The organism is Mycobacterium sp. 1164985.4 (genome assembly GCF_001668575.1).
Lineage (GTDB): Bacteria > Actinomycetota > Actinomycetes > Mycobacteriales > Mycobacteriaceae > Mycobacterium.
Genome location: NZ_LZMD01000043.1, coordinates 22,310 through 40,848 on the forward strand (window position 1 = coordinate 22,310; position 18,539 = coordinate 40,848).

Genomic DNA, 18,539 nt, shown 5'->3' on the forward strand with positions numbered 1-18,539 from the left:
CGCGCAAGGGTGTTCCGCTCAGTAGGCTTGCCGCGATGAAACTCGACGGCAACTCCGCGTCCATTCGCGAGGCGATCGACGCCGGACTTCTCGCCGGAGCGGTGACCCTGGTGTGGCACGCCGGTGAGGTACTTCAGGTCAACGAGTTGGGGCATCGCGACGTCGACGCCGGGCTGCCGATGCAGCGCGACACGATCTTCCGCATCGCATCGATGACCAAACCGGTGACAGTCGCGGCCGCGATGAGCCTCCTCGAGGAGGGTCGCTTTTCACTGAACGATCCGGTCACGACGTGGCTGCCCGAACTCGCTGATCTACGAGTGCTCCTCGATCCGCAGGGCGATCTCGACAAGACGACGCCGGCGCGCCGCCTCATCACCTTCGACGACCTGATGACGCACCGCAGCGGTCTGGCCTACGCCTTCTCGGTGCTGGGCCCGTTGAGCCGCGCCTACGGCCGCATGTCGTTCCGCCAGGATCAGGACCGCTGGCTGACCGATCTGGCCAAGCTTCCGCTGGCGCACCAGCCTGGCGAGCGGCTCACCTACAGCCACGCCACCGACGTGCTGGGCATCGCGCTCTCGCGCATCGAGGGCAAGCCGCTCTCCGACATCCTGCGCGAACGGATCTTCGAGCCCTTGCAGATGCCCGACACCGGCTTCTCCGTGGGCACGTCGCGACGGCACCGCGCCGCCACGATGTACAAGCTCGACAAGAACAACACCCTGCAGCACGACGTGATGGGTCCCGCGCCGATCACCGATCCGCCGTTCTGCGCAGGCGGCGCCGGGCTGTGGTCGACCGTCGACGACTACCTGCGCTTCGCGCGAATGCTGCTGACCGGCGGCGCGCTCGACGGGGCGCGCGTGCTGTCCGAGGAGTCGGTGCGGCTGATGCGCACCGACCGGTTGACCGACGAGCAGAAGCGCCAGAACTTCCTCGGCGCACCGTTCTGGGTGGGCCGCGGCTTCGGGCTCAACCTGTCGGTGGTCACCGACCCGGCGAAGTCGCGTCCGCTGTTCGGCCCCGGCGGGCTGGGCACGTTCAGTTGGCCGGGCGCGTACGGCACCTGGTGGCAGGCCGACCCGTCGGCGGAGCTGATCCTGATCTACCTGATCCAGAACCTGCCCGACCTCAACATCGACGCGGCCGCCATCGCGGGCAACACGTCGCTGGCCAAACTGCAGAGCGCACAGCCGAAATTCGTCCGCCGGACTTACCAGGCACTCGACATCTGAGCGTTTAGTCTGACGGCATGAATCAGCCGACCGTCCTGATCAGTGGCGCCGGCATCGCCGGACCGTCCCTGGCGTTCTGGTTGAGCCGCAACGGCTATCGCGTCGTGGTCGTGGAGATCGCACCCGGCGTCCGGCCCGGCGGCCAGACCGTGGATCTACGGGGCGCTGGCGGCGACATCATCGAGCGGATGGGATTGATCGACCAGATGCAGGCCCGCGCCCTCGAGCAGCGGGGCGCGGCGTGGGTCCGTTCCGACGGCAGCAGACGCGCCGAGATGCCGGTGACGGCGTTCGACGGCAACGGTCTGGTGTCCAAACTCGAGATCCTGCGCGGTGACCTGGTGGACGTGTTGTATCAGGCCACCAGGGGCTCGGTCGAATACCGGTTCGGACAGCGCATTTCGGAACTGCGTGACGTCGACGGCGGCGTGGAGGCGACGCTGTCCGACGGGACGGTGCTGCACGCCGACCTCGTCGTCGGCGCCGACGGCCCGCACTCGACGGTGCGCCGGCTGGTCTTCGGCCCCGAAGAGAAGTTCGCCAATCCGATCGGCGGCTACAACGCGTGGTTCTCGGCGCCCGACAGCGTCGGACTCGACGGCTGGTTCCTGCTGTATCAGGCGCCCGGCGGACTCAACGCGTCGATGCGTCCCTCCCACGATCCCGCAATCGCCAAGGCCGGTATGGCTTTTCGATCCGAGCCGCTCGAGTACGACCGGCACGACGTCGACCAGCAGCGCCGGATCCTGGTCGAGCGGTTCACGGGCGCCGGATGGGAGTGTGACGCCCTGCTGGCGGCGGCCGAGAAAGCCGACGACTTCTACTTCGACTCTTTCATCCAGATCCACATGCCGTCCTGGTCGGCGGGACGCGTCACGCTGGTCGGCGACGCCGGATACTGCGCCTCGCCGCTGTCCGGCATGGGCACGAGCCTGGCTCTGGTCGGCGCCTATCTGCTCGCGGGCGAGTTGGGTCCCGCGAGTTCGCTTCAGCCAGTGAGCATTCCAACGGCGCAGGCCCGGTACGAGACCCGCATGCGCCCGTACGTGGACACCTGCCAGAAACTGAACAACACCATCGACCGGTACGCGCCCAGCACGGCTTCCGACATCGCGATCAACGCCGCGGTGATGAAGTGGATGCAGCGCTGGCCGTTTCGGCCGGTGGCCGCGCGGCTGTGGTTCACGACGGCCGATTCGATCGAACTGCCGGACTATCCGGCCAAGTCCGTCTCGTAACCCGCACGCACCAGCGCCTGACGGGCATAGGCGCGCACGTCGGCGTCGCCGTCCTTGAGTGCTAGCTCCAACGCATCCCGCGCAGCCTGTTCCGAAGCTGCCCACCGGGTCAGGCTCAGCACGGCAGCCTTTCGCACGTCGAGGTGCTGATCGCTCAGCGCCCGCGACAGCGTCGGCACCGCCACGGCGGGCACCGCGCCCGCCAGAGCCCGGGCCGCGCCCTCGCGCACCTGCCAAGCCGGCGCGGTGAGCGCCTCGCGCACACCGGGCTCGTCGTCGTCACCGCATCCCACCGCACCGAGCGCCGACAGCGCGGCCGCCCGCACCAGCGGATCGGTGTCGGCCACCAGGCGACGCACGGTCTCCGCGCCGGTGCCGAGCGTCGCCAGCCCGTTGGCCGCCGCGATGCGGACCTCACGGTTGTCGTCACCTGCGGCCGCCGCCACGCCATCGGCGTCGTCGACCGACACCAGGGCCCGCACGGCCTCGATCCGTACCCGATGGTCGACGTCGTCGAGCACGCGGCGGTACGTCTGTTGGCCACCGACACGACGCGCCGCCAGGACGTAGATGGCCACCGCACGCACCTCCGGATCCGCCGACTCGGCATGCGGAGCAACGTGTTCCGGACCGGTGAGCACCTCGACGAGCTCGCGCACGCCGTCGGCGGCCACACGCCGGACGCCGGAATCGGCATCATCCAGCGCGTCGATCAGCGGTGCCTCGTATCCTTCGGGCAGATGTTCGACGAGCGTGGCGACCGCGGTGCGGCGCACCCCGGCGTCGGCGTCGGCGAGGAACTCGGCGAGTTCCGGCACGGACGGCAACTCGAGCGCGAGCACCGCGGCGATGCGCGGTGACGGGGGCTCAGCCGGCGTGGTCGAGCGGATCCGGGAGGCAGCGTCGACCGGTGCGCGGCCGATGGTCATCGTGGGCTGTTCGACGTGGGTGACCGGGTCGTCGGAGGGTAGGTGCTCCAGATCGGGCACCGCTACGAAATACGGTGCGACGGGCCGTTTGACGAACGTCATCGACCCGTCGGACTCCTTGCGCAGGTTCAGGTGGTACCGCCAGCCCTCGTCGTCGCGCTGCGGCATGTCGGCGCGGTCGTGGTAGAGGCCCCACCGCGATTCGGTGCGCGTCAACGACGAACGCGCCGCCATCTCGGCGCAGTCGCGGATGAACGACACCTCGACCGCGCGCATCAGCTCGTGCGGAGTGGTCGCGCCGATCTCCGCGATCTCGTCGCGCATGCGCTCGAAGGTCTCGATGGCGATCGACAGCTTGGTCGCCGTCTTCGGCGGCGCCACATAGTCGTTGACGAACCGGCGCAGCTTGTACTCGACCTGCGGCTGCGGGGGGCCCTGGGAATGGCGCAGCGGGCGGTAGACGAGTTCGTGCGCCTCGCGCAGCTGGTCCTCGGGCAGGGTGGCCGGCGCGGTGACGTCCTGCAGCGTCGACGCCGCGTGCTGTCCGGCGAGGTCGCCGTAGACGAACGCGCCGATCATGTAGTTGTGCGGGACGCACGCCAGGTCGCCCGCCGCGTACAGGCCCGGCACGGTCGTTCGGGCGTGCTCGTCGACCCACACACCGGACGCCGAATGCCCGCTGCACAAGCCGATTTCGGAGATGTGCATCTCGACGTCGTGGGTGCGGTAGTCATGCCCGCGGTTGGCGTGGAACGTGCCCCGGGTCGGCCGCTCGGTGGTGTGCAGGATGTTCTCGAGCGCGGTCAGCGTCTCGTCGGGCAGGTGCGAGACCTTGAGGTATATGGGTCCGCGGGCCGATTCGATCTCGCGCTTGACCTCGGCCATCATCTGGCCCGACCAGTAGTCGGAGTCGACGAACCGCTCTCCCAACGCGTTGACCTGGTATCCGCCGAAAGGATTGGCCACGTAGGCGCAGGCCGGTCCGTTGTAGTCCTTGATCAACGGATTGACCTGGAAGCATTCGATTCCGGAGAGCTCCGCCCCGGCGTGGTAGGCCATCGAATAACCGTCGCCGGCGTTGGTGGGGTTCTCGTAGGTGCCGTACAGATAGCCCGACGCGGGCAGTCCAAGCCGTCCGCACGCACCGGTCGCGAGGATCACCGCCTTGGCCGCGACCGCGACGAATTCGCCGGTGCGCGAGTTCAACGCGGCGGCGCCGACGGCGCGGCCGGTGTCGTCGGTGAGCACCCGCACCGGCATCAGCCGGTTCTCGATGCGGATCTTCTCGCGCATGGACCGCTGGCGCAGCACCCGGTACAACGCCTTCTTGACGTCCTTGCCCTCGGGCATGGGCAGGACGTAGGAGCCGGACCGGTGCACCCGGCGGACGGCGTACTCGCCGTGTTCGTCCTTCTCGAACTTCACGCCGTAGCGCTCCAAGCGCTGCACCATCGCGAATCCGCGGGTGGCCGTCTGATAGATGGTGCGCTGGTTGACGATTCCGTCGTTGGCGCGGGTGATCTCGGCGACGTAGTCCTCCGGCTTCGCCTTGCCGGGGATCACGGCGTTGTTCACACCGTCCATCCCCATCGCGAGCGCCCCGGAATGCCGGACGTGCGCCTTCTCCAGGAGCAGCACCTGCGCGCCGTGTTCGGCGGCGGTCAGCGCGGCCATCGTGCCCGCGGTGCCTCCGCCGATCACCAGCACGTCGCAGTCGAGCCGAGCGGTGTCGGCGAGTTCAGGAATGTTCATGATAAATGATGAAGGGCAGCAATGATTTCGGTTCGGGACTCGTGGCGGGCGGCGTCGGCGACGCGGGGCTGTGGGACGTCGACCAGCGCACGGAGCGGCTGACCGGCCCGGCCGAGCACCGCGACGCGGTCGCCGAGCATCAGCGCTTCGTCGACGTCGTGGGTGACGAACACGATGGTGGTCGGGTGCGCCTGCCACGTCTGAATCAGCAACCGCTGCATCGCCGCTCGGGTCTGGGTGTCCAGCGCCGCGAAGGGCTCGTCCATCATCACCGCCCGCGGGGCACCCGCCAGCCCGCGTGCGAGTTGCACACGTTGCCGCATGCCGCCCGACAGGCTTTTCGGCAGGTAGTCGGCGAACCCGGTCAGGCCCACCTCGTCGATCCACCGCTCGGCACGCTCACGTCGCCCGGACCGCGGCATCCCGCGCAGTTGCAGTGCCAGCTCGATGTTGGAACGCACTGTGCGCCAGGGCAACAGCGCGCTGTCCTGAAATACCATCCCCCGGTCCCGCGACGTGGTCGTAACCTCCTCACCGTCGGCGAGCACCCGGCCGGCATCCGGTCGCAGCAGGCCCGTCAGCGCACGCAGCACCGTCGACTTGCCGCATCCCGACGGACCGGTGAGCACCAGGATCTCCCCCGGCCGTACATCGAGGCTCAAGCCGTCGACGACAGGTGCGCCGGTGTAGGACAGCCGCACATCGTCGAGTTCGAGTCGCATGCCCCGCAGGGTTTCGGGCGCGATCGTGGCGGTCATCTGACGTTCTCCTCCGCACGGGGCAGCCAACGCGTGGCGTGCCTGCCGATCAGTTCGACCGCGGCGGCCGTGGTGAAGCCCAGTACCCCGATCGTGATGATGCCGACGAACACGTCGGAGTAGTTGAGCACCGTATACGCCTGCCACGTCCGGTATCCGACACCGAGTCGGCCCGAGATCATCTCGGCTGAGATCACACAGATCCACGCCACACCCATACCGACCGACAGGCCGCCGAACAGTCCCGGCAGGATTCCCGGCAACACGACCCGCCGCAACACATCGACGCGTCCGCCGCCCAGGGTGCGCACCGAGTCCTCCCAGATGGTCGGCAGCGCGCGCACCGCGTGCCGGGTGCTGACCATGATCGGGAAGTAGGCCGCGAGGAACGTAATGAACACGATGCCGGCCTCGTCTGTGGGGAACAGCAAGATCGCGACCGGCACCATGGCGATCGCCGGTATCGGGCGCGCAAGCTCGGTGAGCGGCCCGAAGACGTCGGCGAACGCCGTCGACCGGACGAGCATGATGCCGGTGACGACGCCGACGAGCGCCGCGAGCCCGAACCCGGTCAGGATCCGGATCAGCGACTGCCCGAGGTCGAGCCAGTACTCCGGGGTTTCCAGCCTTTGGGTGAGGGCGGTCGCGACCTCCGTCACCGTTGGCAGGGTGTCGAAGCGCAACCACAGTCGAACGTCGTTGGCGGTCAACAGCTGCCAGAGGCCCACCGCCGCGACGACGGAGGCCACCCGCACCGACCGGCGCCGCCACACCACGGACTTCCGGTCCCGCACCGGCGCGCTTTCGACCTGCACCGGGGATTCGATCACCTCGGCGACCGTCGTCATGCCGCACCTGCCAACGCCTGCTCGTAGTCGACCGGCGCACTGCCGGGGTGGGCGGCGATGAACCGCTGCGCACCGCCGGGAGTGGCGAACGGCCGAAAGTCCGCACCGTCCTTCACCCAGATTGCCTTGTCGGCGAACCAACGGGTGCCGAACTCGGTATCGGGGACATAGGCGGCGCGGATCGTCGCGCCGCGGGCAGTGGCGTCGCGGACCGCTTTGAGTAGGCAGGCCGGCGTCGCCGCGGGCTGGGTGGCATCGGCGCCGTCCAGCCACAGCTCACCGGCCTTCGCCGGGTCGGTCACCGCGCTGTTGCAGACCGGGTCGGTGCCGGTGAGCAGCGACGGGTTCGCGGTGTCCGCCAAGGCCTTGTCGTAGTCGAGCCCGCGTTCCTGAAACGCCGCGCGCAGCGGGGCGTCTTCGACGAAACCCGGTACATCGAGGTCGGCGAAGTTGTCGATCGACTTCAGATACGGCACATCGCCTTCGAGCGCTTCGATCAGCGACGGCTTGAGCGTGGTGTCGAACGATGTGCCACCCGGCCCGTTGTAAAGGTAGACCACTTCCTGCGGCAGCCCACTGGCCTCTGCGACGATCCGGGCGGCCTCCAGCGGTTTGTCGTTGAGGAACTCGGTCGCGTCCAGCTGCGCCTGCAGGAACGCGTCGAGGACCTCCGGGTGCTCGGCCGCGTATGCCCGCCGCACGACCACCCCGTGCAGCGTCGGGTAGTCCAGCTCGGCACCGTCGTAGAGCAGCTTGGCCTTGTCCTGGAACACCAGCAGTCCGGGCCAGGCGACGAACTGCGAGAGCGCCTGCACCTGACCGGATTCCAGCGCCGAAGCGCCAACCTGAGGCTGCTGGTTGAGCACCTCGACCCCGGTGTTGGGGTCGACGCCCGCCCGGGACAGCGCCTGCACCAGCATGCCGTGACCCGCCGACCCGACGCTGGCCGACACCTTCTGACCGCTGAGGTCGGACAACGTTTGCGCCGGCGAATCCGGTTTGACGACAACCATGTTCAGCGCGCCCTTGGGGTTGTATCCCGTCACCGAGACGATCTCGGTGCGGGCGCGTTCGTTGGCCTGCGTCTTGGACCCGTTGATCAGCATCGGGTAGTCGCCCATGGACCCGATGTCGATCTTCTCGGCGACCATCTGCGCGGTGATCGGCGCTCCGGTGTCGTAGTCCTGCCACGTCACGCGGTACTCGGTGCCGGTGCGCTCGCCGATGCCGGAGAGCCGGCGCTCCAGGTAGCCCTGTGCGCGCAGCAGTGTGCCCGCGGTGACGGTGTTGATGGTCTTGGACTGATAGCCGATGACGACGTTGACGACGTCGGATGAATCGGACGCGGAGTCGAGCGAGCAGCCCGAGGCCGCGACCGTCAACGCCGCGGCGAATGCGGCCAGGCGGGTGAACGGTCTTCTCATGTGAGGGTCCTCAGCGAATCAGATACGGCATGTTGACGGTGACGGCGCCGGTAGGACAGCGCGCTGCGCAAGGTCCGCAGTACCAACACTCGTCGACATGCATGAAGGCCTTGCCGTTGTCGGGGTTGATCGCCAACGAGTCGAGTGGGCAGATGTCGACGCACAGCGTGCAGCCCTCGATGCACAACGACTCGTCGATCGTCACGGGCACGTCGGCGCGTTGGTTGATCAGTGTCACGGGTTGCTCCTCATCAGGCTGCCGCGCATGGTGATTCGGTCACCGCGCATGCGGATGTACTCCAGATCGACGGGCCGGCCGTCGTCGAGGCTGGTAAGTCGCTCCAGCATCAGCAGCGCCGCGCCGTCGGGCACCTGCAACGTCGCCGCCGAATGGGCGTCGGCCGAAACCGCCTCCAAGGCCAGCGTCGCCCGGCCCAGCCGGTGTCCGCTGACCAGCTCGATAAGCGCGAACACGTCGTTGGTCTCCAGCGAGTGCTGCACCACCTCGGCGCCGATGTCGGGCGCGAGATATGTCAGATCGAGCGACAGCGGAAGGTCACCGAGATACCGCAGCCGCTCGATGAAGACCACCTGCTCGCCCGGTTCCAGTCGCAGCTTGCGCGCGACCGCTGGTGGCGCCGCCAGATGCTGCACCGCGCGGACCTCGTTGCGGACCTCGCCGTACTCCTTGAACGTCTCCTTCAGACCCACCAGCGCGTCGAGGCCGTGATCGTACTTGCGCACCGCGACCTGAGTGCCGACCTTGGGGCCACGGTCGATCAGCCCTTCGTTCTTCAACACGGCGAGCGCTTCGCGAACGGTGTTGCGGGACACGAAGAACTCCGCCGCCAGCTCGTGTTCGGCGGGCAGGCCGCCGTCGAATGCGCCCGCGTGGATCTGGTGCCGCAACACATCGGCGACCTGGCGGGCGCGATCGGCGCGCGGCCGCCGAAGCGGCGTCGGCTCGGGCTGCGACATGCGAAACACGCTAGGGGCGTCACCGGACCGTTGCGCGGTGCCGGAAATCGCCTCGGAGCAGCGCCGTTCAATGCGCCGCCCGCGTCAGGCGACTACCAGGCGAAAGTCCGGCTGATGACGTGTATGCGCCACCGCGACCGCGGGGCGCGAATAACAATCGCGGTGAACAGAAGTGACGCGCTATTGCATACAGCGCGAGAGCACCCGGCCGAATTGCAGCAGACGCTGCATCTGGGCCAGTCCGCCGTTGTCGACGGACTTGTAATAGCGGAACGACTCGCAGTAGATGTCGGATTCGGTGGCCGACTTCTGCCGTGAACGCGTGATCAGCTGGGTGTACATCCGCAACCTGACCTCGGACAGCCGCCGGGTGTCGTCGTCGAGGACTTCGTATTCGGCGGTCAGCACGTGATCGGTGATCGTCGACAGCAGGATGGTGCGCACCGAGGCGTTGAGTACGCGGCGGTCCCGGTCGCTCGAGGACATCTCGTCATCGGCGCGCCACATGATCAGCCGGTGCCCGTCGGTGAGCACGACCTCCTGCCACAGAGCCTGGTCCTCGTCACCCCACTGCTCGTCGGTGTAGCCGCGCGACATGATGAACGACCTGAGTGTGGGCAGGTCCACCACCGAGCGCAGTTGGTCGAGCGCGAGGTCGGGGTCGCGCAGATATACCCTCGCCGCTTCCTCGACGCTCGAGTACGGCGCCCAGTCCTGCGGTGTGGGCATCGGCTATCCCCCGCTCCTGTCACCTCGCACGGCCTGTGCGGCGGCCCGAATCTGTGGCGTCACGAGCATGACCTGTCCCAGCACGCCGTTGACGAAACCCGGTGAGTCGTCGGTGGACAATTGCTTGGCGAGTTCGACGGCCTCGTCGACGGCCACCGGCTCGGGCACATCCTCGGCGTGCAGCAGTTCCCACACCGCCACCCGGAGGATCGCGCGATCGACCGCCGGCAACCGTTCGAGCGTCCAGCCCTGAAGGTGCGCGGCGATCAGATCGTCGATGTGCGCCGCGTGCTCCGTCACGCCGCGGGCCACCGTCAGCGTGTACGGGTTCAGAGGCGATACGTCGGACTGCTTCTGCGCCAACGCATTGCGCGCCTCGGCCACCTCCGCTGAGGTCAGGCCGCGCGCCTCGGCTTCGAAGAGCAGGTCGACGGCGCGCTTACGGGCCTGGTGCCTGCCCCGATCGCCTTTCCGGTCACTCACCCCGTCGCTCCGCTGCGCTCCGCTCGCCCCGGTCAGGCATTCACCCGGCCCAGGTAGCTTCCGTCGCGCGAATCGATCTTGAGCTTGTCCCCGGTGTTGATGAAAAGCGGCACCTGGATCTCGGCCCCGGTCTCCACCGTCGCCGGTTTGGTGCCCGCGCTGGAGCGGTCGCCCTGCAGGCCCGGCTCGGTGTGGGTCACCTCGAGTTCGACGGTCACCGGCAACTCGAGGTACAGCGGATTGCCGTCGTGGAAGGCGATTTGCACCGGCATGCTTTCGAGCAGGAAGCCGGCGGCGCGGCCCACGAGCGACTCCGGCAGCGGGTGCTGTTCGTAGTCCTCGGAGTCCATGAACACGAAGTCCGAACCGTCGCGGTAGAGATAGGTCGCGTCGCGGCGGTCGACCGTGGCGGTCTCGACCTTGACCCCGGCGTTGTAGGTCTTGTCGACGGTCTTGCCGGACACCACGTTCTTGAGCTTGGTGCGCACGAACGCCGGCCCCTTGCCGGGTTTGACGTGCTGGAAGTCGGTGATCTGCCACAGCTGGCCGTCGATCACCAGGACGAGCCCATTCTTGAAGTCGGCGGTCGTTGCCACGTTGGTAGTACTCCTGTCAGAGGATGGCCAGTTCCTTGGGGAACCGGGTGAGCAAGTCTGGAGCGTCGCGGCCGACGACGAGCGTGTCCTCGATGCGGACGCCACCACGGTCGGGCAGATAGACGCCGGGCTCCACGGTCACCGCGGAGCCAGCAAGCAGTGTACCGACGGACGCGGCGCTGATTCCCGGCGCTTCATGGATCTGCAAGCCGACGCCGTGCCCCAGTCCGTGTGTGAAGTTCTCGACATAGCCGGCGTCCGCGATGACCTGCCGCGACGCGGCGTCGACGTCTTTGCATGCGACGCCGGGGCCGAGCGCCTCACGACCCGCCTTCTGCGCGGTGGCCACCAGCTCGTAGATCTCGCGCTGCCAGTCCGCGATCGGCGCCAGCACGAACGTCCTGGTCATGTCGGAGTGATAGCCGCACACCAGCGCGCCGAAGTCGATCTTGACGAAGTCACCCGCGGCCAGTACTGCGTCGGTGGGCCGGTGATGCGGAATCGCCGAGTTCGCCCCGGCCGCCACGATCGTCTCAAACGACGGGCCGTCGGCGCCGTGCTCGAGCATCAGCCACTCGAGCTCGCGGGCGACCTCCTTCTCGCTGCGCCCGGGCCGCAGGCCGCCACGGTCGACGAGATCGTGCAGTGCCGCGTCCGCGGCCTCGCACGCCAACCGCAGCAACGCGACCTCGCCGGCATCCTTGACCTCGCGAAGCGCCTCGACGGTCCCGGCGGCGCGCACCAGTTCGGTCTGCTCGCCGGCCGCCTTCGTCAAGGCCGCGAACGCGTCGACGGTCACCACGTGACTCTCGAAGCCGAGCTTGTGCACCCCGTCGGCGGCGGCGCGCCGGGCCAGATACGGCCCGCACACCCGCTCGATGACGATCTCCGCGTCGGGGGCCTGCTGCGCCGCCTGCGTGCGGTAGCGACCGTCGGTGGCCAGCACCGGCGTTTCGTCGTCGGCCTTGATGAGCAGGGCGGCGTTGGAGCCCGTGAACCCGCTCAAATAGCGCACGTTCACCAGGTCCGATACCAACATGGCATCGATCTCGGATTCGGCCAGCCGCTCGCGCAGCCGGTGCCGGCGCTGTGAAATAGTCACGGTCGATGACGCTACTCGCTAAGGTGAGGCCCCATGAGTAAGTGGTTGCTGCGCGGACTGGTGTTCGCGGCCCTGATGGTTATCGTGCGATTGCTGCAGGGCGCGCTGATCAACGCGTGGGAGACCAAGGCCGGTCTGATCAGCATCGTGCTGGTGGTTCTGTTCGCCGTCGCGGTGTTCATATGGGGACTCATCGACGGCCGCGCCGACGCGCGAGCCAACCCGGACCCGGACCGCCGCGGCGACCTGGCGATGATCTGGCTGCTGGCCGGACTGTTCGCCGGGATCGTCAGCGGCGCGGTGGCCTGGTTCATCTCGATGTTCTACAAGGCCCTCTACGTCGAGGCGCTGGTCAACGAGCTCACCACGTTCGCGGCGTTCACCGCGCTGGTGGTGTTCCTGATGGCGCTCGCCGGCGTGGCGCTCGGCCGCTGGCTGGTCGACCGCAAGGCCGACCAGACCCCGCATCTGCACCACGCCGGGGACGACGACCGTGCCGACACCGATGTGTTCGCCGCGGTCAGCCAGCCGGGCGCCGATGAGACCACCACCCAGAGCGCACCCCGCGAGGACCGGGCCTAGCTCCAGGCACAGCGCTCACCTAGCTCCCTGTGAACCCGGACGAGTTCTGCACGTCCGATCAGTGGAGCGTGCTGTCGTCCGCGGCGTCGAATTCCCAACTGGCCGGGGTGCTCGGCGGCTTCCTGATCACCGCGATCGCGCTGCTGTTCGACAAGAACAGTCGCGAAGGCGTGCATACGCTCGCGCTGTTCTCCTCCGCCGTTTTGGTGCTCATGCTCGACAGCTTCCTGTTCAGCCTGATCACCGGCACGCAGGTGCCCGACGGCGCGCGGCGGGCCACGTGCGCGATCGCCTGGACCCAGGGAGCGGTGTCCACCGGGATGCTGGCCGCCGGAGCGACGGCGCTGTTCGGCGGGCTCGGGTGGATGCTGGCCAGCCACGCCGTCAACAAGGTGAGCGATCAGGACCCCGCTGACGTCCGCGCGTACTGCTTCTTGGCCGAACTCGGCGGCTGGCTGACCTTCGCGGCCGCGATGACGGCGACGCTGATCGTGTCCGAGACGTCGATCGACTACCTGCGGTTCATGTGGGGCCATCGACCCGAGGTGTGGATCGAAGGCGCCATCGTCGTCGCGGCCGCGGTCTTCGTCATCGCCGATTTCGCGCTGGTGTATCTGCGCACGCGGACGCTGCGGAAATCGTTGGCCGACACCGGCGAACCGACACTGCTCGAGTTGCGCTCGATCAAGTTCGCGACCGTGGGCACGGTGGTGCTCGCCATCGCCGGGTCATGGCTTGCGGTCAGCCTGGCGCGCATCCCCGAGGCCTGGCTCACCGCGCCGAACCCCGCGATTGTGCTGTTCGTACTGATGCTGACGCTGGTGCTGCCGACGGTGATCTCGACCGCGACCTGCTACTCGGTCGCCAGTACCGGCGGGTCCGGTTCCCCGCCGAGGCTGGCCAGGTACCGCAGGGCCAGCACGTAGCCCTGCACCCCGAGGCCGACGATCACGCCGGTGGCCACCGCACTCAGGTACGAATGGTGCCGAAACTCCTCGCGCGCGTGGACGTTTGAGATGTGCACCTCGATCAGCGGTGCACGCAGCTCACTGCACGCGTCGCGCAGCGCGACCGAGGTGTGGGTCAGCGCCCCCGCGTTGAGGATCACCGGATCGCCTGCGTCGGCGGCCGCATGAATCCAACCCAACAGGTCTGCCTCGTTATCGCTCTGGCGCACAACAGCTTTGAGACCCAGGGCGTCGGCCTCGCGCTCGACGAGCGCCACCAGCTCGCCGTGGGTGGTGCTGCCGTACACGTCGGGTTCGCGCCGGCCCAGCCGGCCGAGGTTGGGACCGTTGAGCACCAGCACCGTCTGGGTCATGACGTCACCGCTCCTATTTCTGCGTAGGCCGCCGCCAGAAGTGACGGGTCGGGCCCCTCCAGGCGTCCGGGCTTGGCGAGCCCGTCGAGCACGACGAAGCGCAGCACGCCCCCGCGGGTTTTCTTGTCACCGGCCATGTTCTCCAGCAACTCGGCGAACGCGTCGGGGTCGTAGGTGATGGGCAGCCCCAGCGAGGTCAGCACGGAGCGGTGCCGGTCGGCGGTCTCGTCGTCCAGGCGGCCCGCGAGCCGGCCGAGTTCGGCAGCGAACACCAGGCCCACCGAGACGGCGGCACCGTGGCGCCACTGGTAGCGCTCGCGGCGTTCGATCGCGTGGGCGAGGGTGTGGCCGTAGTTGAGGATCTCGCGCAGTTGCGATTCCTTCTCGTCGGCGGCGACCACCTCGGCCTTGACCGCGATCGCACGCCGGATCAGTTCAGGCAGAACGGTGCCCGCCGGATCGAGTGCGGCCTCGGGGTCGGCCTCGATCAGGTCGAGGATCGTCGGGTCGGAGATGAACCCGGCCTTGACGATCTCGGCCATGCCCGCCACGAGTTCGTTGCGTGGCAACGTCTCCAACGTCGCGAGGTCGACGAGCACGGCGGCCGGCTGGTGAAACGCCCCGACCAGGTTCTTGCCCGCGTCGGTATTGATGCCGGTCTTGCCGCCGACCGCGGCGTCGACCATGCCGAGCAGCGTGGTCGGCACGTGCACGATGTCGATCCCGCGCAACCAGGTGGCGGCGGCGAACCCGGCGACGTCGGTGGCCGCTCCCCCGCCGAGGCTGACGATCGCGTCCTTGCGGCCCACCCCGATGCGGCCGAGGACTTCCCAGATGAACCCGACCACGGGCAGGTCCTTACCCTTCTCGGCGTCGGGGATCTCGATGCGGTGGGCATCGATGCCCTTGTCCGCCAGCGCGGTTCGAATGACCTCGGCGGTCTGCGCCAGCGTCGGCTGGTGCAGCACCGCGACCTTGTGCCGGTCCGCCAGCACGCGCACGAGGTCGCCGAGCAGTCCGGTGCCGACGATCACCGGGTAGGGCGGGTCGACGAGCACCTCGATTGTGACGGGGTTGGCCACGGGTTCAGTCACGGTTGACCTTCGGATTGCGGGCGGCGACCGCCGCCGGTGACGGCGGGGCTTCGGTACTGGGTTCTGCGGTGAGCGACGACGGACTCCTGCGCCACGGCGAGCGGCGTTTGCGCCGCGATGGGTGGGAGCCGTCGGGGTTCTCGAGGCGGGTCACGATATAGCGCACCACCGCCCCCGGGTTACGCCGGTTGGTGTTGACCCGGATGGTCGCCACCTGACGGTAGAGCGGAACACGTTCGGACATCAGCGCTTTGAACTTCTCGCCGCGGTCGCCACCCTCGAGTAGCGGACGTACGGTACTCCCGCCCGTGCGGCGCACGCCTTCGGCGGCGCTGATCTCCAGATAGATGACCGTGTGCCCGGCCAACGCCTCGCGCACGCCGGGTGTGGTGACGGCGCCACCGCCCAGCGACAGCACGCCGTCGTGGGTCTGCAACGCCGCGCGGATGACCTCTTCCTCGATCCGCCGGAACTCCTTCTCACCGTCGGTGGCGAAGATGTCGGCGATCGTGCGGCCCGTGGTCTCCTCGATCGCGGCGTCGGTGTCGAGCAGCGAGAGATCGAGCGCCTTGGCCAGTCGCCGCCCGATGGTCGACTTGCCCGAGCCGGGCAGCCCCACCAGCACTGCGCGCGGCGCCATCAGCCCGAAGCCTGGACCCGTTGCGTGGCGGGCTCGCGCGCGGTCACCGCCCGCAGATAGTTGTCGATGTTCGCGCGCGTCTCGGTCAACGAGTCGCCGCCGAACTTCTGCAGCGCCGCGCGCGCCAGCACCAGCGCCACCATGGTCTCCACCACGACGCCCGCGGCGGGCACCGCGCACACGTCCGAGCGCTGATGGATCGCGACGGCCTCCTCGCCGGTGGCCATGTCGACCGTGGCCAGGGCCCGCGGCACGGTAGAGATCGGTTTCATCGCGGCGCGCACCCGCAGCGGCTGGCCGTTGGTCATGCCGCCTTCGAGGCCGCCGGCACGGTTGGTCGAGCGCATGACGCCGTCCGGGCCGGGATACATCTCGTCATGTGCGGCGCTGCCGCGGCGGCGCGCGGTCGTGAAGCCATCGCCGATCTCGACGCCCTTGATGGCCTGGATGCCCATCACCGCCGCGGCGAGTTGGCTGTCGAGGCGGTTGTCGCCGCTGGTGAAGGAGCCCAGCCCGATCGGTAGGCCGTTGGCCACCACCTCGACGACGCCGCCGAGCGTGTCACCGTCCTTCTTGGCCGCCTCGATCTCGTCGATCATCGACTTCTCGGCGTCCTTGTCGAATGCGCGCACCGGGCTGGCGTCGATGGCGGCAAGGTCGCCGGCCTGCGGCGGCGGGCCGTCGTAGGGGTCGGACGCGCCGATGGAGATGACGTGAGACAGCACCTCGACGCCCAGGGCCTCCTTGAGGAACGCGCGCGCGATGGTGCCGGCGGCGACGCGGGCCGCAGTCTCGCGGGCGCTGGCGCGCTCGAGCACGGGGCGGGCGTCGTCGAAGCCGTACTTGAGCATGCCCGCGTAGTCGGCGTGGCCGGGGCGGGGGCGGGTCAGCGGCGCGTTGCGCGCGGTCTCGGCCAGCTCGGCCGGGTCGACCGGATCCGGGGCCATCACGGTCTCCCACTTGGGCCACTCGGTGTTGCCGATCTCTACCGCGATCGGGCCGCCGAGTGTGACGCCGTGTCGAACCCCCGCGAGCATCGTGACCTCGTCCTGTTCGAACTTCATGCGGGCGCCGCGGCCGTACCCGAGACGTCGACGGGCCAGCTGCCCGGCGATGTCGTCCGAGGTGACGCGCACGCCCGCGACCATGCCTTCGACCACGGCCACCAGGGCGCGGCCGTGAGATTCACCAGCAGTGGTCCATCGCAACACGCGTCCCATCTTCCCACGTCGGCCGTCTCACCCCGAATCAGCCGATGACCAGGCCTGTCAGAACCCGGCCGAGCTCGGCCACGGCGTGGCGATGCGCAGACTTCTGGTCCGGCGCGCGCGCAACGATCATCGCCGCCTCGCAAAGGGCGCCGAACAGGAAATGCGCTAGCGGCCCGGGTGGGCGCTTGGCGATGACGCCGGCGTCGACAGCGCTCGTGATGCCGACCTCCATCATGTCGAGCAGCGGGGTCTCCAGGCGGCGCATCTCCTCCCAGCCGAGCGCGGTAAACCCGTCGAGCAGCACGATCCGCTGCACCCCGGGTTCGAGGCACTCGTCGAGGAACGCCCGGCACCCGGCGCCGAACGCGTCCCACGGATCCTTCTTGCGCGAGTACGCACGCTGATACGCCTCGGCCAGCGGCACCGCCATCCGCTCGACCTCGCGGGTGAACACCGCCTCGAACAGGCGGCGCTTGCCCTCGAAATGGTGGTAGACCGCGCCCTTGGTCACTGTGGCCCGGGCCGCGACCGCGTCCAGCGACGTGGCCTCGTAACCGTCCTCGGCGAACAACGCCCGCGCCGCGTCGATGAGCGCGGCGGTGGTCGCCTCGGTCCGCTCGGCCTGGGTTCGCCTCGCGGCTCTCGCGCTCTGGTTCACAGCACTCGGTAGACGCGGTAGTCGACGTGGTTGGGCGAGAGGATGTTGTAGCCCACCGCGACGATGCCGCCGAGCCACGCGTACCGCTCGTCGGACGTGGCGAACCGCGGCGTGGTCCGGACGTAGGTCTCGTCGAAGTCGAGCACCTCTCCTCGCACCAACCGGTCGAGGCCGTCGGCCGGAACCTTGATGACGCCCGCGCTCTCGACGTGGATGAGCACACCGTCGTGCGTACGCAGCGTCACGCGGACGTCGACACGGCCGCACCCGTCGTCACCGACCAACAGCCAGTCGCCGCCGCCGGGGAGCACCTCACCCCGAAGCCGCGGTCCGTCGATCGTCCCCCCGGTCGCGATGAATGTCATCCGCATGCCCGTCGTGGTCGGGATCGGTTGTGCCGGAAGCAGATCGACGTGCATGTCGAACAGGTGCTCCACCGGCACCGCCTCCACGAGCGGCAATTGGTCGATCGCCCCGGCCGCGGTCACGAGCGGCCCCCGATCGCGGCCATCATCTGTGCGGAGTCGATGAACGAGTCCTTGCGGGCGACCAGGCCCTCGGGTGAGACCACGACCACGTCGAGGCAGTCGAATCGGACGTCGCCGTCGATCAACACCCAGTCGAGCACCCAGTGGGCGTCGCCATAGAGCACCCGGTTGATCTCGAACGCGAAGCCCGGGAACTGTCGGAAGACACCCGCGAACGCCTCTCGCGCGGCGTCACGACCAACGGCGGGCTCGGCGTCCAGGTGGGTCCAGAACCGCGTGTCGGCGGTGTGCAGGCCGGCGATCGCGTCGGGGTCGCGCGCGGTCCACGCGGCGAAGTACCGCTCGGACAGGGCCTTCAGGGCATGAGAGTTACTTTGCATACTCTCAGTATGTACTAACCTACTCAGGGTATGCAACGACCAATCGCCGAGCGTGCGCTCAGGCCGTGCCGGTCTACCGGCGTTGTCATG

Annotated in this window: 20 protein-coding genes and 1 pseudogene; 4 read left to right on the forward strand and 17 right to left on the reverse strand. The window is 68.6% G+C overall.

All coding sequences use genetic code 11. The features are described from left to right. Positions 1–35: 35 nt before the first annotated feature. Positions 36–1,238, forward strand: a complete 1,203-nt coding sequence (locus A5650_RS06025; RefSeq protein WP_067287557.1) for a serine hydrolase domain-containing protein — start codon at positions 36–38, stop codon at positions 1,236–1,238. 17 nt (positions 1,239–1,255) lie between these two features. Continuing rightward, positions 1,256–2,476, forward strand: a complete 1,221-nt coding sequence (locus A5650_RS06030; protein ID WP_067287560.1) for an FAD-dependent monooxygenase — start codon at positions 1,256–1,258, stop codon at positions 2,474–2,476. Here A5650_RS06030 and A5650_RS06035 read toward each other — a convergent pair. From A5650_RS06035 to A5650_RS06080, 10 genes are all read right to left on the reverse strand, one after another. Further along, a complete protein-coding gene (locus A5650_RS06035) occupies positions 2,452–5,157 on the reverse strand; it encodes a fumarate reductase/succinate dehydrogenase flavoprotein subunit (RefSeq protein WP_067287564.1) in 2,706 nt (901 codons plus the stop codon). The two genes, A5650_RS06030 and A5650_RS06035, sit on opposite strands and share 25 nt — an antisense overlap. Then, on the reverse strand, positions 5,154–5,915 hold the full coding sequence (locus A5650_RS06040; protein ID WP_067287569.1) for an ABC transporter ATP-binding protein: 762 nt from the start codon (positions 5,913–5,915) through the stop codon (positions 5,154–5,156). Before A5650_RS06040 ends, A5650_RS06035 begins: the two co-directional genes overlap by 4 nt. Further along, the gene (locus A5650_RS06045; RefSeq protein ID WP_082950630.1) at positions 5,912–6,763 is read right to left on the reverse strand and encodes an ABC transporter permease; all 852 of its coding nucleotides are present in this window, start codon (positions 6,761–6,763) and stop codon (positions 5,912–5,914) included. Before A5650_RS06045 ends, A5650_RS06040 begins: the two co-directional genes overlap by 4 nt. Continuing rightward, positions 6,760–8,187: an ABC transporter substrate-binding protein gene (locus A5650_RS06050; RefSeq protein ID WP_067287572.1), complete on the reverse strand. Its 1,428-nt coding sequence runs from the start codon at positions 8,185–8,187 to the stop codon at positions 6,760–6,762. Before A5650_RS06050 ends, A5650_RS06045 begins: the two co-directional genes overlap by 4 nt. Before the next feature lie 10 nt (positions 8,188–8,197). After that, on the reverse strand, positions 8,198–8,425 hold the full coding sequence (locus A5650_RS06055) for a 4Fe-4S dicluster domain-containing protein (RefSeq protein ID WP_067082806.1): 228 nt from the start codon (positions 8,423–8,425) through the stop codon (positions 8,198–8,200). Continuing rightward, positions 8,422–9,165: a GntR family transcriptional regulator gene (locus tag A5650_RS06060; protein WP_067287575.1), complete on the reverse strand. Its 744-nt coding sequence runs from the start codon at positions 9,163–9,165 to the stop codon at positions 8,422–8,424. The genes A5650_RS06055 and A5650_RS06060 overlap by 4 nt, the downstream gene beginning before the upstream one ends. Before the next feature lie 180 nt (positions 9,166–9,345). Then, a complete protein-coding gene (locus A5650_RS06065; RefSeq protein ID WP_067287578.1) occupies positions 9,346–9,894 on the reverse strand; it encodes a hypothetical protein in 549 nt (182 codons plus the stop codon). A 3-nt stretch (positions 9,895–9,897) separates the two neighbouring features. Beyond that, positions 9,898–10,377 (reverse strand): transcription antitermination factor NusB, encoded by a 480-nt coding sequence (gene nusB / locus A5650_RS06070; protein ID WP_067287582.1) that lies wholly within the window; start codon positions 10,375–10,377, stop codon positions 9,898–9,900. A 32-nt stretch (positions 10,378–10,409) separates the two neighbouring features. After that, the gene (efp, locus tag A5650_RS06075) at positions 10,410–10,973 is read right to left on the reverse strand and encodes an elongation factor P (protein WP_067287585.1); all 564 of its coding nucleotides are present in this window, start codon (positions 10,971–10,973) and stop codon (positions 10,410–10,412) included. Positions 10,974–10,989: 16 nt separating this feature from the next. After that, positions 10,990–12,075, reverse strand: a complete 1,086-nt coding sequence (locus A5650_RS06080; protein ID WP_067287589.1) for a M24 family metallopeptidase — start codon at positions 12,073–12,075, stop codon at positions 10,990–10,992. Positions 12,076–12,108: 33 nt separating this feature from the next. Here A5650_RS06080 and A5650_RS06085 point away from each other — a divergent pair, with 33 nt between their 5' ends. Both A5650_RS06085 and A5650_RS06090 read left to right on the forward strand, forming a co-directional pair. After that, entirely contained in the window at positions 12,109–12,657 is a 549-nt protein-coding gene (locus tag A5650_RS06085; RefSeq protein ID WP_067287592.1) for a B-4DMT family transporter, read from the forward strand. A gap of 29 nt (positions 12,658–12,686) precedes the next feature. Further along, positions 12,687–13,583 carry a hypothetical protein gene (locus A5650_RS06090; RefSeq protein WP_067287595.1) on the forward strand — a complete coding sequence of 299 codons (897 nt, stop codon included), beginning with the start codon at positions 12,687–12,689 and terminating at the stop codon, positions 13,581–13,583. On the opposite strand, the gene aroQ is transcribed toward A5650_RS06090, so the two are convergent. The 7 genes and pseudogenes from aroQ to A5650_RS06125 form a co-directional block, all read right to left on the reverse strand. Further along, the gene (aroQ, locus tag A5650_RS06095; RefSeq protein WP_067287597.1) at positions 13,511–13,978 is read right to left on the reverse strand and encodes a type II 3-dehydroquinate dehydratase; all 468 of its coding nucleotides are present in this window, start codon (positions 13,976–13,978) and stop codon (positions 13,511–13,513) included. The two genes, A5650_RS06090 and aroQ, sit on opposite strands and share 73 nt — an antisense overlap. Beyond that, positions 13,975–15,060, reverse strand: coding sequence for a 3-dehydroquinate synthase (aroB, locus tag A5650_RS06100; protein WP_067287600.1), 1,086 nt, complete (start codon positions 15,058–15,060; stop codon positions 13,975–13,977). The genes aroQ and aroB overlap by 4 nt, the downstream gene beginning before the upstream one ends. Positions 15,061–15,196: 136 nt before the next feature. After that, positions 15,197–15,712, reverse strand: a pseudogene (locus tag A5650_RS06105) (shikimate kinase); the annotation flags it as partial. Continuing rightward, positions 15,712–16,923, reverse strand: a complete 1,212-nt coding sequence (gene aroC, locus A5650_RS06110) for a chorismate synthase (protein ID WP_067287689.1) — start codon at positions 16,921–16,923, stop codon at positions 15,712–15,714. The pseudogene A5650_RS06105 and the gene aroC, both read right to left, overlap by 1 nt. Positions 16,924–16,960: 37 nt before the next feature. Further along, positions 16,961–17,581, reverse strand: coding sequence for a TetR/AcrR family transcriptional regulator (locus tag A5650_RS06115; RefSeq protein WP_067287605.1), 621 nt, complete (start codon positions 17,579–17,581; stop codon positions 16,961–16,963). Further along, positions 17,578–18,069: a DUF3237 domain-containing protein gene (locus A5650_RS06120; protein ID WP_067287607.1), complete on the reverse strand. Its 492-nt coding sequence runs from the start codon at positions 18,067–18,069 to the stop codon at positions 17,578–17,580. The genes A5650_RS06115 and A5650_RS06120 overlap by 4 nt, the downstream gene beginning before the upstream one ends. Further along, entirely contained in the window at positions 18,066–18,449 is a 384-nt protein-coding gene (locus A5650_RS06125; protein ID WP_067287610.1) for a nuclear transport factor 2 family protein, read from the reverse strand. The genes A5650_RS06120 and A5650_RS06125 overlap by 4 nt, the downstream gene beginning before the upstream one ends. Positions 18,450–18,539 lie beyond the last annotated feature (90 nt).

Coding starts and splice junctions, on each gene's coding strand:
- A5650_RS06035 (WP_067287564.1), bottom strand. CDS start 5,157: ATGAACATTCCTGAACTCGCCGACACCGCTCGGCTCGACTGCGACGTG.
- A5650_RS06060 (WP_067287575.1), bottom strand. CDS start 9,165: ATGTCGCAGCCCGAGCCGACGCCGCTTCGGCGGCCGCGCGCCGATCGC.
- aroQ (WP_067287597.1), bottom strand. CDS start 13,978: ATGACCCAGACGGTGCTGGTGCTCAACGGTCCCAACCTCGGCCGGCTG.
- A5650_RS06065 (WP_067287578.1), bottom strand. CDS start 9,894: ATGCCCACACCGCAGGACTGGGCGCCGTACTCGAGCGTCGAGGAAGCG.
- A5650_RS06030 (WP_067287560.1), top strand. CDS start 1,256: ATGAATCAGCCGACCGTCCTGATCAGTGGCGCCGGCATCGCCGGACCG.
- A5650_RS06125 (WP_067287610.1), bottom strand. CDS start 18,449: ATGCAAAGTAACTCTCATGCCCTGAAGGCCCTGTCCGAGCGGTACTTC.
- A5650_RS06025 (WP_067287557.1), top strand. CDS start 36: ATGAAACTCGACGGCAACTCCGCGTCCATTCGCGAGGCGATCGACGCC.
- A5650_RS06040 (WP_067287569.1), bottom strand. CDS start 5,915: ATGACCGCCACGATCGCGCCCGAAACCCTGCGGGGCATGCGACTCGAA.
- A5650_RS06045 (WP_082950630.1), bottom strand. CDS start 6,763: ATGACGACGGTCGCCGAGGTGATCGAATCCCCGGTGCAGGTCGAAAGC.
- A5650_RS06050 (WP_067287572.1), bottom strand. CDS start 8,187: ATGAGAAGACCGTTCACCCGCCTGGCCGCATTCGCCGCGGCGTTGACG.
- A5650_RS06085 (WP_067287592.1), top strand. CDS start 12,109: ATGAGTAAGTGGTTGCTGCGCGGACTGGTGTTCGCGGCCCTGATGGTT.